This is a genomic window from Streptomyces sp. NPDC001220, from assembly GCF_053597895.1.
Map to the genome: position 1 here is coordinate 61,402 of NZ_JBSFJE010000001.1, position 13,735 is coordinate 75,136.

Below are 13,735 nucleotides of genomic sequence, written 5' to 3' on the forward strand. Positions count from 1 at the left end.
GCGATGGAGTTGCCATGACGACCGACCCTCAGCCGTCCGTGTCGATCGACACCGGCAGGGCGCACCCCGCACGGGTCTATGACTGGCTGCTCGGCGGCAAGGACAACTACCCGGTCGACGAGGCGGTCGGTGAGAAGCTGCCGCCCGAGGCGAGGGACGCCGCCCGGCAGAACCGTCAGTTCATGCACCGGGCCGCCGCGTGGCTCGCCACCCAGGGCGTCGACCAGTTCCTGGACATAGGCACCGGAATCCCCACCGAGCCGAATCTCCACCAGATCGTGCAGAACGTCGTCCCGTCGGCCAAGGTCGTCTACACCGACAACGACCCGATCGTCCTGCGGCACGCGGAGGCGCTGCTGATCAGCCGGCCGGAGGGGGTGACCGACTACATCCAGGCGGATGTGCGCGACCCGGAGGCGATCGTCCGGCACGCCCGGCACGTCCTGGATTTCGACCGCCCGGTCGCGCTGTCGCTCATCGCGCTGATGCACTTCATCAGCGACGAGCAGGACGCCCACGGCATAGTCCGTGCCCTGGTCGAGACGCTGCCGTCGGGCAGCCATCTGATCCTGTCGCACGCCGCGTCCGACATGTTCCCGGACCTCGTCGAACAGGTCGTCGCCGAGTACGCCAAGGGCGGTATCCAGCTCGCCTTCCGCACCCGTCCGGAAGTGGAGCGGTTCTTCGACGGCATGGATCTCGTGTCCCCCGGCCTGGTGACGGCGACGGAGTGGTTCCCCACCGCCCCGACCCAGGAACCGGAAGGCAGCGGCATCTACGCGGGCGTGGCCCGCATCCGCTGAACCGGGCCCCTCCGGGCACACGAAAGAGGCGGGGTTCGAAAACCCCGCCCGCCCGCTCTGCAGCCCCGGCTCAGGGCCACACCAAGCAATACGGCTGATGCCCCGCCTCGTGCAGCCGGTGCGAGAAGTCCTGCCACTCGTGCAGCAGCTGGTACACGTTGAACGCGTCCCTCGGGCCGCCCCGGTCCGGGACCGTCGACCAGATGAAGGCGGCCGCGCCGACCGCTTCCTCGCCTATGCCGCGCAGCGGGTCGACGACCGTCATGGGGAGCTTGACCACCGCGTAGTCCGGGTGCAGGACGACCAGCTCCAGGGGTGGCACCTTGTTCAGAGGCACGCCTTCGATGCCCGTCAGCACCATCGCGGCCATGGTCTCCGGCTTGATCTTCGTGAACATGCCGTTCATGCCGAGCTCGTCGCCGCCGAGTTCCTCGGGGCGCATCGAGATCGGGACCCGGGCCGCGGTCGCGCCGTCCGGTGCGCCGAAGTATTTGTACGTCACCCCCACCCGACCACCATTCCTGCTCCCGCTCTCGAGACGGTCGATTCCGCGATCGATCCGCCGGGCCCTCTGGTCCCACTGATCGATACGTCGGTCGCGCCGCTCGGACTCACTCGGTACGCCGCCCTGTTCCTGACGTGCTGCCTCAGCCGCTTCCTCCGCGTCGCGTCGGTGCCTTCCCCGCCGGGCACGTCGAGGACCCAGGTCATCAGTCCCCTCGCCCAGTCCGCCACCGCGATGCATATCTCCACCCGACTGCTTTTCTAGGACGCGTGGCCTCCGCCGCGCAACCCGATCATCGTGTCAGTGACCTCCCCCACGGCCGCCCGCCGAAACGTGCGTCGAAACATCAGTCCGCAGGATCTTTACAGCCTCCGGCCGGCTACGTACCGGATGAGCTGGGTGTATCGGGTCACAGTCTCGCAGATGCCCCGGGCACCGCGAGGGGACCGCCGTCTTCCGCTGCGAGAAGACCGCCGTGACCGCCACAGGGGGCCGCCGACCACCCCCTCCGCCCCCGGAAGCCCACCGTCGCTGCGAGCAGAGCACCCTCCTCCGCCTACCCTGAGGAGGTCACCCAGCAACCGGAGTCCGAGAAGCCGGAGAAGCCGCACGTCATGAGCGCCCAGAGCGAAACGCCCTATCCCTACGACGCGCCCGCCTCACAGGCGCTCTTCGACCGCGCCTCCGCGGTCACGCCCGGCGGCGTGAACTCCCCGGTGCGCGCCTTCCGCGCCGTCGGCGGGACCCCCCGCTTCATGGTCTCCGGCAAGGGGGCCTACCTCACCGACGCCGACGGCCGCGAGTACGTCGACCTCGTCTGCTCCTGGGGACCGATGATCCTCGGGCACTCCCACCCCGAGGTCATCGCCGCCGTCCAGGACGCCGTCTCGCGCGGCACCTCCTTCGGTACGCCCGGCGAGGGCGAGGTCGCCCTCGCCGAGGAGATGGTCGCCCGGATCGACCCCCTGGAGCAGGTGCGGCTGGTCAGCAGCGGAACCGAGGCCACCATGAGCGCCATCCGGCTGGCCCGCGGGTTCACCCGGCGCACCAAGGTGATCAAGTTCGCCGGGTGTTACCACGGTCACGTCGACTCGCTGCTCGCCGCGGCCGGGTCGGGGGTGGCGACCTTCGCGCTGCCCGACACCCCCGGTGTCACCGGCGCCCAGGCCGGGGACACGATCGTGCTGCCGTACAACGACCTCGAAGCCGTGCAGGAGGCCTTCCACCGGCACCCCGGGGAGATCGCCTGTGTGATCACCGAGGCCTCGCCGGGCAACATGGGCGTCGTGCCGCCCGCGCCCGGGTTCAACCAGGGGGTCAGGGACACCTGCCACAAGAACGGCGCCCTGTACATCTCCGACGAGGTCATGACCGGGTTCCGGACGAGCCGGGCCGGGTGGTTCGGGATCGACGGGGTGGTGCCCGACCTGATGACCTTCGGGAAGGTGATGGGGGGCGGCTTCCCGGCCGCCGCCTTCGGGGGCCGGGAGGACGTCATGGCGCACCTCGCGCCGGCCGGGCCCGTCTACCAGGCCGGCACCCTCTCCGGGAACCCGGTCGCGACCGCCGCCGGGCTGGCCCAGCTGCGACTGCTCGACGACGCGGCGTACGAGAAGGTGGACGCCGTCTCCGCGCAGATCCAGGCGCTGGTCACCGAGGCGCTCAGCAAGGAGGGCGTGGCGCACCAGGTGCAGACCGCCTCCAACATGTTCTCGGTGTTCTTCACCAACCGTCCGGTGCGTAACTACGAGGACGCGCGGGGCCAGGAGTCCTTCCGGTTCACCGCCTTCTTCCACTCCCTCCTCTCCGACGGCGTCTACCTGCCGCCGTCGTCCTTCGAGTCCTGGTTCGTCTCCACGGCCCACGACGAGCGGGCCATCCAGAAGATCGCCGACGCCCTCCCGGCGGCGGCCCGAGCGGCCGCGGAGGCCACGGCAGCATGAGCGAGCAGCAGGACATCACCCTCGTCCATGTGATGCGGCACGGCGAGGTCGCCAACCCCGACGGGGTGCTGTACGGCAGACTTCCCGGCTACCACCTCTCCGAGCTCGGCCGGCAGATGGCCGACCGGGTCGCCGAGCACCTCTCCTCGCGGGACGTGACGTACGTCGTCGCCTCGCCGCTGGAGCGGGCGCAGGAGACCGCCACCCCGATCGCCAAGGCGCACGGGCTCGACCTCGCCACCGACGAGCGGCTCATCGAGGCGGAGAACATCTTCCAGGGCAAGACCTTCGGCGTCGGTGACGGCGCGCTGAAGAAGCCCGCCAACTGGAAGTACCTGGTCAACCCGTTCCGGCCGTCCTGGGGCGAGCCGTACGTCGACCAGGTCGTCCGGATGAAGGGCGCGCTGGACGCGGCCAGGGACCAGGCACGCGGTCATGAGGCGGTGCTGGTCAGCCATCAGCTGCCGATCTGGATCCTGCGGTCGTACGTCGAGAAGCGCCGGCTCTGGCACGACCCGCGCAAGCGGCAGTGCACCCTCGCCTCCCTGACGACTTTCACATACGAAGGGGACAGGATCGTGTCCGTCGGATACAGCGAGCCGGCCATCGACCTCGTCCCGGCCCACCTCCGCGCCGGCGCCAAGCCGGTGAAGGGGAAAGACAAGGCCTTCGGGGCGTAAAGCCCCCCCTGATATACGGTACTTATCCGCCTCTTCGTCGCATTCGGCTTGAAACAGCGAAGAAGTGAAGGAACCCGATCGTTCGTCGCGCCCTCTGACTGGGTGACCACCAGAGGATGCGACGAATCGGGGAACCATGCGGACCTTCACCCGAAGGGGAATGCTCGGCGTCGGCGCGGGCGCCGCGGCCGGACTGGGCCTCGCCGGCTGCGGGACCACTCACACTTCGTCGGACGGCACGACCCATGCCGGCGGTTCCAGCGGGTCGCCCTCCGGAACGCCCAAGCCCAAGCCCACCGCCCGCCCCCTCGGTGACGGCTCCACCTCGAACACCGGCAAGCAGCCGCACCAGCCCGGCGCCCCCGAGCCGCTGGAGCCGGGCCAGACCCCGCCGCAGTTCGTGATCTTCTCCTGGGACGGCGCCGGCGAGGTCGGCAACGGCCTCTTCCCCCGTTTCCTGGACCTCGCCAAGGAACACGGCGCGTCGATGACCTTCTTCCTCTCGGGTCTCTATCTCCTCCCCGAGTCGAAGAAGCGGCTGTACAACCCGCCGAACAACCCCCGTGGCGCCTCCGACATCGGCTACCTCACCGACGAGCACATCAAGGCGACGCTCACCAACGTCCGCCGCGCCTGGCTCGAAGGGCACGAGATAGGCACCCACTTCAACGGGCACTTCTGCGGCGGCTACGGCACGGTCGGCAACTGGACGCCCAAGCAGTGGCGCAGCGAGATAGACCAGGCCAAGGCGTTCGTGAAGGAGTGGCGGACCAACAGCGGCTGGACCGACCTGCCGTCCCTGCCCTTCGACTACGACAAGGAGCTGGTCGGCGGCCGTACCCCCTGCCTCCTCGGCCAGAACAACCTGCTGCCCACCGCCCGCGAGCTCGGCTGGCGCTACGACGCCTCCTCGCCGGGCGGCCGCCAGACCTGGCCGGACAAGAAGCTGGGCATCTGGGACCTGCCCCTCCAGCAGATACCGTTCCCCGGCCACTCCTTCGAGGTCCTGTCCATGGACTACAACATGCTCGCCAACCAGTCGGTGAACTCGACGAAGGCCCCCGCCTACAACTACCCGGGCTGGCGACGGCAGTCCGCACAGTCGTACATAGCCGGATTCGAGCGGGCGTACACGACAAACCGGGCACCGTTCTTCATAGGCAACCACTTCGAGCAGTGGAATGGCGGCATCTACATGGACTCCGTCGAGGAGGCCTTCAAGCACATCGCCCGCGAGAAGGAAAAGGGCGCCGACGTACGCATGGTCTCCTTCCGTCAGTTCGTGGACTGGATGGACGTACAGAAGCCCGAGGTCCTGGCGAAGCTGCGCACCCTGGACGTGGGCCGGCGGCCGACGGGGGGCTGGAAGACCTTCCTCAAGCAGGGGGCCGCGGCCTGAAAGGGCCGTTTCCCGGACCAAGGGGGGTGCGCAAGATCCTCAGAACGGGCATGCGAAACTTTTCACATGAGTACCCGTAGCCGCGCCGTCCTGCTTGGCGCCATGGCCGCCGCGGCGGCCCTGACCCTGTCCGCGTGCGGCAACGGCGGCACCTCCGGCGGAGGCGGCAACACCAACTTCGTCACCGGCAAGGACGGCATCGACACGGTCGCGAAGGGCCACCGCGCGGCGGCCCCCGACCTGTCCGGCAAGACGATCGACGGCAGCACGCTGGACGTCGCGAGCTACAAGGGCAAGGTCGTCGTCATCAACGTGTGGGGCTCCTGGTGCAGCCCGTGCCGCGCCGAGGCGCCCTACTTCGCCTCCGTCTCCAAGGAGTACGCGAGCAAGGGCGTCCAGTTCGTCGGCATCAACACCCGCGACACCAGCACCGGTTCCGCGGTCGCCTTCGAGAAGCAGAACGGCATCGGCTACCCGAGCCTGTACGACCCGACGGGCAAGCTGATGCTCCGCTTCAAGAAGGGCACGCTCAACCCGCAGGCCATCCCCTCCACCCTGGTCCTCGACCGGCAGGGCAACGTCGCGGCGCGCTCGCTGGCGGCGCTCAGCGAGGAGAACCTGCTGAAGATGATCAAGCCGGTCGTCGCGGAGAAGTGACGTGAGTGCACTCCTGACGCTCGCGGCGGAGACAGGCAAGAACGAGACCGTGTTCAGCGGCGCCCTGCTGGTCGCCCTGCCGGTAGCGCTGTTCGGCGGACTCGTCTCCTTCTTCTCCCCGTGCGTCCTGCCCCTCGTACCCGGATACCTCTCCTACGTGACCGGGGTCGCCGGCACGGATCTCGCGGAGGCCCGGCGCGGCCGGATGGTCGCCGGCGCCTCCCTCTTCGTGCTCGGCTTCACCGCCGTGTTCGTCTCGGGCGGGGCGCTGTTCGGCTATTTCGGCCAGACCCTCCAGGAGCAGTCCGGCACCCTCGGCAAGGTGCTCGGCGTGCTGATGATCGCCATGGGCGTGTTCTTCATGGGCCTGATGCCCTGGTTCACCCAGCGGGAGTTCCGCTTCCACAAGCGGCCGGTGACCGGTCTGATAGGGGCACCGCTGCTCGGCGCGCTGTTCGGCATCGGCTGGACCCCGTGCATCGGCCCGACCCTGGCGTCCGTCACGGCCCTGTCCTTCAATCAGGCCAGCGCGGGACGCGGCGCCATACTGACGGTCGCCTACTGTCTGGGACTCGGCGTGCCGTTCGTGCTGGCGGCGGTCGCCTTCCGCAAGGCGCTCGGCGCCTTCGGCTGGGTCAAGCGCCACTATGTCTGGGTGATGCGCATCGGCGGCACGATGATGATCGTGACCGGTGTGCTGCTGCTGACCGGGGCCTGGGACAGCCTCGTACAGGACATGCAGGGCTGGTCCGACGGCTTCACTGTAGGGATCTGATCGATGAGTACGACTCCGAAGAACGCGTCCGACGATCAGGATCTCGGCGCGGCCGGCTCGCAGCTGTCCACCGCGCCCTCCCAGGACGAGCCGCCGATCGTCCCCGGCATCGGTGTCATCGGCTGGGCCCGCTGGTTCTGGCGGCAGCTGACCTCCATGCGGATCGCCCTGCTGCTGCTCCTGCTGCTGTCGCTGGGCGCGATCCCCGGCTCGCTGATCCCGCAGTCCGGCGCCGACATCTCCAAGGTCGACGACTTCCGCAAGGCCCACAAGACGCTGTCGCCGGTCTACGACAAGCTCGGCCTCTTCCACGTCTACAGCTCGGTGTGGTTCTCGGCGATCTACATCCTGCTGTTCGTCTCGCTCGTCGGCTGCATCATCCCGCGCGCCTGGCAGTTCGTGGGCCAGTTGCGCGGCCGTCCGCCGGGCGCCCCGAAGCGGCTGAACCGCCTGCCCGCGTACACCACCTGGCGGACCACGGCGGCACCCGAGGAGGTCCGTGCGGCGGCGCTGAAGCTGCTGAAGAAGCGGCGCTTCCGCGCCCACCTCGCCGGGGACGCGGTCGCCGCCGAGAAGGGCTACGTCCGCGAGTTCGGCAACCTCGCCTTCCACATCGCGCTGATCGTGCTGCTGATCGCGTTCGCCTCCGGCCAGATGTACAAGTCGGACGGCACCAAGCTGGTCGTCGAGGGCGACGGGTTCGCCAACTCGATCCTCCAGTACGACGACTTCAAGTCGGGCTCCCTGTTCAGCACCGACGACCTGGTGCCGTTCAGCTTCGACCTGAAGAACTTCCACGCCAGCTACCAGACCAGCGGCCCCAGCAAGGGCACACCGGTCACGTTCAGCGCGGACATCGACTACAGCGAAGGCGCCTACGGCAAGCCGAAGCGGACCGCCATCAAGGTGAACGAGCCGCTGCACATCGACGACGCCAAGGTCTACCTCGTCAGCCACGGCTACGCCCCCGTCATCACGGTCCGCGACGGCAAGGGCGACGTGGTCTACCACGACGCCGTGCCGCTGCTCCCGCTCGACGCCAACGTCACCTCCCAGGGCGTGGTCAAGGTGATGGACGGCTACAAGAACGCCCAGGGCGTCGGCGAGCAGCTCGGCATCTCGGCGTTCTTCCTGCCGACCTACGGCGGTGGCGCCTCGGTCCTGTCCACGTTCCCGGCGCTGGAGAACCCGGTGCTGAACCTGACGCCGTACCACGGCGACCTCGGCGTCAACTCGGGCATCCCGCAGAGCGTCTACCAGCTCGACAAGACCCACATGAAGGAGTTCAAGGACTCCAAGGGGCAGCAGCTGCGCGACAACCTCAAGCCCGGGCAGACCATGCAGCTGCCGAACGGCGCCGGTTCCGTGACGTTCGAGAAGGACGTCAAGGAATGGGCCGGCTTCGAGATCGTCCAGGAACCCGGCAGCGGCTGGGCGCTGGGCGGTGCCCTCACCGCGATCTTCGGCCTCGCCGCCTCGCTGTTCATCCAGCGCCGCCGTGTCTGGGTGCGGGCCGTGCCGGGCCCCGACGGCGTCACCGTCGTCGAGATGGCCGGCCTCGGCCGCAGCGAGTCGGCGAAGGTGCCCGAGGAGCTGGGCGACCTCGCGGCAATCCTCTACGACCAGGCGCCGGGGGCTCCCGACCCCGACGAAGACGACCGTTCCGCAGAATCCCCCGTACCTGCCGAAGGGGCTGAGAAGCGATGACTTCCGCCGCCGCAACCACGCTCGCCGCGACCAACGAGCATCTCGCCAGCATGAGCAACACGCTCATCTACTCCTCGATGGCCGTCTACACGCTGGCCTTCTTCGCCTACATCTTCGAGTGGCTGCTGGGCAGCCGCAGCCGCGTCGCGCGTACCGCCAACGCGCTCACCACCGAGGGCGCGGCGAAGAAGGCGCCCGCGGTGACGGTCAAGAAGGCCGGCGGCACCGCCGTACTGGAACGCCCGAAGGTCGTGGTCCGCGCCGCGGCCGGCTCGCGTGACGTGCCGGACGGCCCCGGCGCCCACGGCGGCGACGAGCAGGGCGACCTCTACGGCCGGATCGCGATCTCCCTCACGGCCCTCGCCTTCCTGGTGGAGCTCGCCGGGGTGGTCACCCGGGCGGCCTCCGTGCAGCGGGCGCCGTGGGGCAACATGTACGAGTTCAACATCACGTTCTCCACGGTCGCCGTCGCCATCTACCTCGGGCTGCTGGCCCTGAAGAAGAACGTCCGCTGGATGGGCCTCTTCCTCATCACCACGGTCCTGCTCGACCTCGGTCTCGCGGTCACCGTCCTCTACACGGCGAGCGAGCCGCTGGTCCCGGCCCTGCACTCGTACTGGCTGTACATCCACGTCTCCACCGCGATCTTCTGCGGCGCGGTCTTCTACGTCGGCGCGGTCGCCACGATCCTCTACCTCTTCAAGGACTCCTACGAGAACAAGCTGGAGACCGGCGGCACCCCCGGCCGCTTCGCCGCCTCGGTCCTGGAGCGTCTGCCGGCATCGGCCTCGCTGGACAAGTTCGCCTACCGCGTCAACGCGGCGGTCTTCCCGCTCTGGACCTTCACGATCATCGCGGGCGCGATCTGGGCGGGCAGCGCCTGGGGCCGCTACTGGAACTGGGACCCCAAGGAGACCTGGTCCTTCATCACCTGGGTCGCCTACGCCTGCTACCTGCACGCCCGCGCCACCGCGGGATGGAAGGGCCGCAAGGCCGCCTACCTGGCGATGCTCGCCTTCGGCTGCTGGCTGTTCAACTACTACGGCGTCAACATCTTCGTCACCGGCAAGCACTCCTACGCGGGCGTGTGAGCCGCCGAGGGGCGAAACTGATGCCATGGCCGTCCTTCAGCTGCTGATCCGACTGCCGAGGCCCATGGGCCAGGTCTGGCCGAGCCTCTCCACCCCGGAGGGCCTGGCCGCCTGGCTCGCCCCGGTCGACGTCCTGCAACCGAGACTGGACGGCACGGTCACCCTTGGTGAGCTGGGTACGGGCAGGGTGACGGCCTGGGACGTCGACCGGATCGCCGAGTACACGGTGGCCCCCGGCGGCCGCCTCCGCTTCCACCTGGAACCGGACGGCGAGTCCGGCACGGCTCTGCGCTTCACCCACGAGTCCGAGGGCGGGACGACGACAGAGCCGGAGTGGCGGAGTCGTTTCGAACGTCTGGCCGATCAATTGGCGGCATGAGAACCGGGGCGCGCAGCGCCCGATTTTCAGGGGCGCGGGGCCGTGCCGGTGTGCGGCTCCGCCGCGTGGACGCGACCAGCCGCCACCGGCCCGCAGATCAAGACGGCGGCAAGCACTCCGCCCCCGGCGGCTTCCCCTCCGGCCAGGCGATCTTCACGAACCGCGACCCGCCCTCCGGGCGCAGCTCCACCACCGGCACCGCCTTGTCGTACGGGTTCCCGTGCGCGTCCAGGCAGATCCACCCACTCGCCCCGTCCACCCGCAACGACCCCTTCACCTGGGGCCACTGCAGCCCCACGTCGGCGAGTGTCGGCACCGACCTGCCCTCCGGCACCGCCTCGCGGATGCCGTGCACCGCGAGCCGCGTCGCGTCGTACGCGATGATCAGCTGCCCGTCCTCCAGGGCCACCGGCCCGATCGGCCCCACCGGTGACTTCTCCGCACCCTTCAGCAGCCGTGTCAGCGTCGCCATGTCCGCCGCCGAACCACCCGTCCTCGGGCTGCCCTTGTCCCACGCGTCCGGATGGGCCAGGGCGGTGTAGCGGACCGAGAGGTTGTGCCGGAGCGCGTCCCGGTCCAGGTCCTTCTCGCCGGTGAGGTACGACCCCTCGTCCCCCGTCAGCACCGTGAACTTCCGGTCCTGGCAGCCCCGTCCGCCCAGCGCGTTGATGAACTGCCGCAGCTGCGTGTGCCGGCCGGCGAACAGGATCGTGTCGGTCGACCGCGAGGTGTCGCAGACCAGGTTGGTGATCTGCCGGAACGTGTTCGCGGTCGTCCCCTCCTTGCTGCGGTCGGCCGGCGGTGTGAACGGCTGGGGCTCGTAGGGCGAGCCCTTGATCAGCGCGGCGAACGACGTCTGGAGCGTCCGCGTGTACGGGTCGCCCGGCTTGTCGTAGACCAGCAGCGCCCGGCCCGCGCCGACCTCGGCGAAGGAGGCGAGCGCCCGGGCCTCGTCGGTGTTGGTCGGGGACACCCGCGCCAGACCGGGGTAGGGGTCCTTGCCGGCCTGCCCGTTGGCGAGATCGTCGGCGGTGATCGACGAGCCCACCACGGGGATCCCCAGCCGGGTCAGCTCCTTGACGGCCTTCTTGTTGTCGTCGGTGCTCTGCCCGACCCCGGCCACCGCCCGCAGCCGGTCCGTGGAGCCGGTCATCCGAGCCAGCTGCGCGACCATCTTCCGCCAGTACTGACTGGTCGCACCGGGGTTGGCCAGCACCAGCCGGATCGCCGGGGACTCCCCGTTGGAGTCGTGGTTGGCCTGGTACTGGGCCAGGTAGGCGCCCTGGAGCTCGTGCTGGATGTCGGCGAGGCTCGCCGCCGCCGTCGCGGTGTACGGCAGCATCACCGCCACCGTCACATAACGCCCGGGCCTGAGGCGGGCGTTCTCCCGGGCGATCGCCCGGACCGTGGCCCGCAGCTGCGGGTGCCCGAAGTCGAACGCCGTCGTCGCCACGCCCACGCACTCGTCGCTGTCCTCGGGGCGGGCCACCCCCGGCGCGCAGGACCGGTCGTCGTGGACGGCCGCCCGCACCCCGACCACCAGGCCGGCGATCAGCCCCGCCGTGACGAGCAGGGCGAGATAGCGGCGCAGCGGGATCTCCCAGACGCCTTCGCGCAACCACGTGCCCACACCCCGCCGCGCCATCACGCCACCCCGCTCCGCTCGTCGTCGCCCTCGTCGTCCTCCGGGTCGGCGGGCGGCCGGCCCGCCAGCGCGGCCGTGGGCCAGTCCCGGGAGGCCCGCCACAGCAGCGCGTTGCCGGCCGGCCGCAGGTTGGACAGCTGCTCCAGCTCGAAGCGGAGCCGGTCGCCCACCTTCGGGTCGGGCAGTACCAGCGGATCGGTCAGATGCCACACCGCGTGCAGCAGCCGCCGGATGCGCAGATGCAGAACGGGATCCACGTCCTCCGGTACCCGCTGTCCGGCGTCCGTGCGGCCCAGCGCCACCGCCGCCCGCCGGTCGCCGTGCCCGGCGAAGTCGCGGCCCTCGGCGTCGTGGGCGTGGAAGTAGGGCGCCGAGGCGACGAACCGCAGGGTCCCCAGCCAGGCACGGGTGTCCAGGACCGGGAAGGTGTCGCGGAGGTGGGCGACCGCCGACTCGGTGCGGCCCAGGGCCAGTTGGTGGTGGAGCCGGAAGCGGGCCTGCCCGTCCGGGCGGTCCTGCGTGTAGTACGCGACCAGCGTCTCGTGGGCGGTGCGCCAGCCGCCGTGGTCGGGGTCCCGCAGATGAAGCCGGAGCAGCAGCAGGGTCCGTACGAAGGGGTCGCCGACGAACTGCCCGGGCACCACCGGCAGCCCCTCCCCGGCCAGCCGGCTCTGCAACGCCCGTACGTCCGCCGGACCGAAGTCGTCCGGGAGCAGCGCCGCGGCCAGCGCGCACGCCGAGCCGTGGTCGTGGGCGGCGGCGAGCACGGTCAGTTCGTCGAGCCGGTCCCGCGGGACCAGCCGGTCGAGGAGTTCGCGGTAGACCGGGGCGGACGGTCCGTCCTCCGTGCGGCGCACCTCGGCGGTGAGCAGGTCGCCCAGCGCGCCGGCCCGGTCCGGGTGCTGGGCCGCGGCCTCCGCCAGCACGGCGATGCCCAGCGGGTTCCCGCCGGTCAACCGGTGGACGGCGTGCGGAAGTTGGGGTGCGGCCGGGGTGGCGACGAGGTGCAGGGTGTCGTCGGGGGAGAGCGGCGGTAACGCCACCAGCAGCGCCCGCGAGGACGGAGCGGCCGCGTCCGGGGCCCACTCGGTGCGCCGGGCGACCTCGGCCAGCTCCCGTCGTACGCCGTTGCGCAGCAGCTCCCGGCCGTCGCCGCGCAGCCCGGCGACGAACGCCACCTGGTCGGCGACCCCGTCGGCGCGGTCGCGCAGCACCGCGTCGAGCAGGCCCGGGCCCGGCCCGGTCCCCGCGTCGTCGACCAGCACCAGCGGCCGGCCGAGCCGCTGCATCCGGGGCAGCACCCCGCTGTACGCCTCCGTCAGGTCGGCGAGCAGGGCCCGTACGAGATAGCGCTCGGCGTGCTCCCGTGAGGTGCCGCCGGCCCGGAAGTGCCCGGACAGCAGGATCAGCCCGCGCTGCGCGTGGCCGCCCGCGTTGGGGTACGTGCGGTACCAGACCGACGCCTTCTGGTGCCGGCGGCTGGCGAAGCCCTCGGCGATCGACTCCAGGGTGGCCTCGATGGCGCCGGAGACCAGCGGCCCGGTGCCGGTGCCGGTGGCGGCGGCGACCACCTTCGCGGCCACCTTCCCGGCCCACCGCCCGGCGAACCCGCTGATCCAGGAGCCGCTCTCGTTCAGCAGCAGGATCCGCTCCACCTCGCGCCGGATCCGCTCCGAGTCGGCGTCGCCCCAGCCCCCGGCGGCCACCGCGACCAGCCCGGACATGAGGCGCGGGAAGGTGATCCGGCCGGCTCCCGTCACCGGTTCCGCGAGCTGCTCGGCGACGACCAGCAGGGCCTGCGCGACCGGCGACCAGGACTCGGCGGGCCGCTCCGCGGGCGGCGCCGCGAACTGCGCCTCCGCGCAGTCGACGAGGGCGACCGGGGTGTGCCCCTGGTAGGCGTCCCGTAACTCGCCGAGCACCGCGCTCTTGCCGAGCCCCCGGGCCCCGGTCAGCACCACGAACGGCAGCTCGCCGGGGTGTTCGAGGGGATGGGCACGGTGCTGGTGCGGCCGTAACCCGACGATCCTCGGTATGAGCCCGGCCGGCTCCGCGTCGAACAGCGCCCCACGCCCGTGCAACCGTCTGTGCAAGGCATCTCCCCCCTGACGCCAGTGTAGGAAGGGGTAGTTGCTTCGGGCCAGACCGAGT

The 13,735-nt window shown here is 70.5% G+C and carries 12 protein-coding genes; 9 read left to right on the plus strand and 3 right to left on the minus strand.

Annotated features, from left to right (window positions below; genetic code table 11):
* The first annotated feature begins 14 nt into the window (after window positions 1–14).
* Window positions 15–803, plus strand: a complete 789-nt coding sequence (locus ACWDGI_RS00280; RefSeq protein ID WP_450753839.1) for an SAM-dependent methyltransferase — start codon at window positions 15–17, stop codon at window positions 801–803.
* 70 nt (window positions 804–873) lie between these two features.
* Here the strand turns inward: ACWDGI_RS00280 and ACWDGI_RS00285 are convergent, their stop codons facing one another.
* On the minus strand, window positions 874–1,548 hold the full coding sequence (locus ACWDGI_RS00285; protein ID WP_450753841.1) for a hypothetical protein: 675 nt from the start codon (window positions 1,546–1,548) through the stop codon (window positions 874–876).
* Window positions 1,549–1,922: 374 nt separating this feature from the next.
* Between ACWDGI_RS00285 and hemL the strand changes: the two genes are divergently transcribed.
* From hemL to ACWDGI_RS00325, 8 genes are all read left to right on the plus strand, one after another.
* Window positions 1,923–3,251, plus strand: coding sequence for a glutamate-1-semialdehyde 2,1-aminomutase (hemL, locus tag ACWDGI_RS00290; protein ID WP_450753843.1), 1,329 nt, complete (start codon window positions 1,923–1,925; stop codon window positions 3,249–3,251).
* Complete coding sequence (locus ACWDGI_RS00295) at window positions 3,248–3,931, plus strand: histidine phosphatase family protein (protein WP_450753845.1); 684 nt, start codon at window positions 3,248–3,250, stop codon at window positions 3,929–3,931. Before hemL ends, ACWDGI_RS00295 begins: the two co-directional genes overlap by 4 nt.
* Before the next feature lie 136 nt (window positions 3,932–4,067).
* Window positions 4,068–5,330, plus strand: coding sequence for a hypothetical protein (locus ACWDGI_RS00300; RefSeq protein WP_450753847.1), 1,263 nt, complete (start codon window positions 4,068–4,070; stop codon window positions 5,328–5,330).
* A gap of 66 nt (window positions 5,331–5,396) precedes the next feature.
* Window positions 5,397–5,987 (plus strand): TlpA family protein disulfide reductase, encoded by a 591-nt coding sequence (locus ACWDGI_RS00305; RefSeq protein ID WP_450753848.1) that lies wholly within the window; start codon window positions 5,397–5,399, stop codon window positions 5,985–5,987.
* 1 nt (window position 5,988) lies between these two features.
* Window positions 5,989–6,762 carry a cytochrome c biogenesis CcdA family protein gene (locus ACWDGI_RS00310; RefSeq protein ID WP_450753850.1) on the plus strand — a complete coding sequence of 258 codons (774 nt, stop codon included), beginning with the start codon at window positions 5,989–5,991 and terminating at the stop codon, window positions 6,760–6,762.
* A 3-nt stretch (window positions 6,763–6,765) separates the two neighbouring features.
* Window positions 6,766–8,469: a cytochrome c biogenesis protein ResB gene (gene resB / locus ACWDGI_RS00315; protein WP_450753852.1), complete on the plus strand. Its 1,704-nt coding sequence runs from the start codon at window positions 6,766–6,768 to the stop codon at window positions 8,467–8,469.
* Window positions 8,466–9,560 (plus strand): c-type cytochrome biogenesis protein CcsB, encoded by a 1,095-nt coding sequence (ccsB, locus tag ACWDGI_RS00320; RefSeq protein WP_450753854.1) that lies wholly within the window; start codon window positions 8,466–8,468, stop codon window positions 9,558–9,560. The genes resB and ccsB overlap by 4 nt, the downstream gene beginning before the upstream one ends.
* A 25-nt stretch (window positions 9,561–9,585) precedes the next feature.
* Window positions 9,586–9,939, plus strand: a complete 354-nt coding sequence (locus ACWDGI_RS00325) for an SRPBCC family protein (RefSeq protein WP_450753855.1) — start codon at window positions 9,586–9,588, stop codon at window positions 9,937–9,939.
* 97 nt (window positions 9,940–10,036) lie between these two features.
* Here the strand turns inward: ACWDGI_RS00325 and ACWDGI_RS00330 are convergent, their stop codons facing one another.
* Together ACWDGI_RS00330 and ACWDGI_RS00335 are read right to left on the minus strand one after the other, a co-directional pair.
* Complete coding sequence (locus ACWDGI_RS00330; RefSeq protein WP_450753857.1) at window positions 10,037–11,584, minus strand: hypothetical protein; 1,548 nt, start codon at window positions 11,582–11,584, stop codon at window positions 10,037–10,039.
* Window positions 11,584–13,677 carry a hypothetical protein gene (locus ACWDGI_RS00335; RefSeq protein ID WP_450753859.1) on the minus strand — a complete coding sequence of 698 codons (2,094 nt, stop codon included), beginning with the start codon at window positions 13,675–13,677 and terminating at the stop codon, window positions 11,584–11,586. Before ACWDGI_RS00335 ends, ACWDGI_RS00330 begins: the two co-directional genes overlap by 1 nt.
* Window positions 13,678–13,735: the final 58 nt, after the last annotated feature.

Coding starts and splice junctions, on each gene's coding strand:
- ACWDGI_RS00305 (WP_450753848.1), top strand. CDS start 5,397: ATGAGTACCCGTAGCCGCGCCGTCCTGCTTGGCGCCATGGCCGCCGCG.
- hemL (WP_450753843.1), top strand. CDS start 1,923: ATGAGCGCCCAGAGCGAAACGCCCTATCCCTACGACGCGCCCGCCTCA.
- resB (WP_450753852.1), top strand. CDS start 6,766: ATGAGTACGACTCCGAAGAACGCGTCCGACGATCAGGATCTCGGCGCG.
- ACWDGI_RS00280 (WP_450753839.1), top strand. CDS start 15: ATGACGACCGACCCTCAGCCGTCCGTGTCGATCGACACCGGCAGGGCG.
- ACWDGI_RS00330 (WP_450753857.1), bottom strand. CDS start 11,584: ATGGCGCGGCGGGGTGTGGGCACGTGGTTGCGCGAAGGCGTCTGGGAG.
- ACWDGI_RS00300 (WP_450753847.1), top strand. CDS start 4,068: ATGCGGACCTTCACCCGAAGGGGAATGCTCGGCGTCGGCGCGGGCGCC.
- ccsB (WP_450753854.1), top strand. CDS start 8,466: ATGACTTCCGCCGCCGCAACCACGCTCGCCGCGACCAACGAGCATCTC.
- ACWDGI_RS00325 (WP_450753855.1), top strand. CDS start 9,586: ATGGCCGTCCTTCAGCTGCTGATCCGACTGCCGAGGCCCATGGGCCAG.
- ACWDGI_RS00295 (WP_450753845.1), top strand. CDS start 3,248: ATGAGCGAGCAGCAGGACATCACCCTCGTCCATGTGATGCGGCACGGC.
- ACWDGI_RS00285 (WP_450753841.1), bottom strand. CDS start 1,548: ATGCATCGCGGTGGCGGACTGGGCGAGGGGACTGATGACCTGGGTCCT.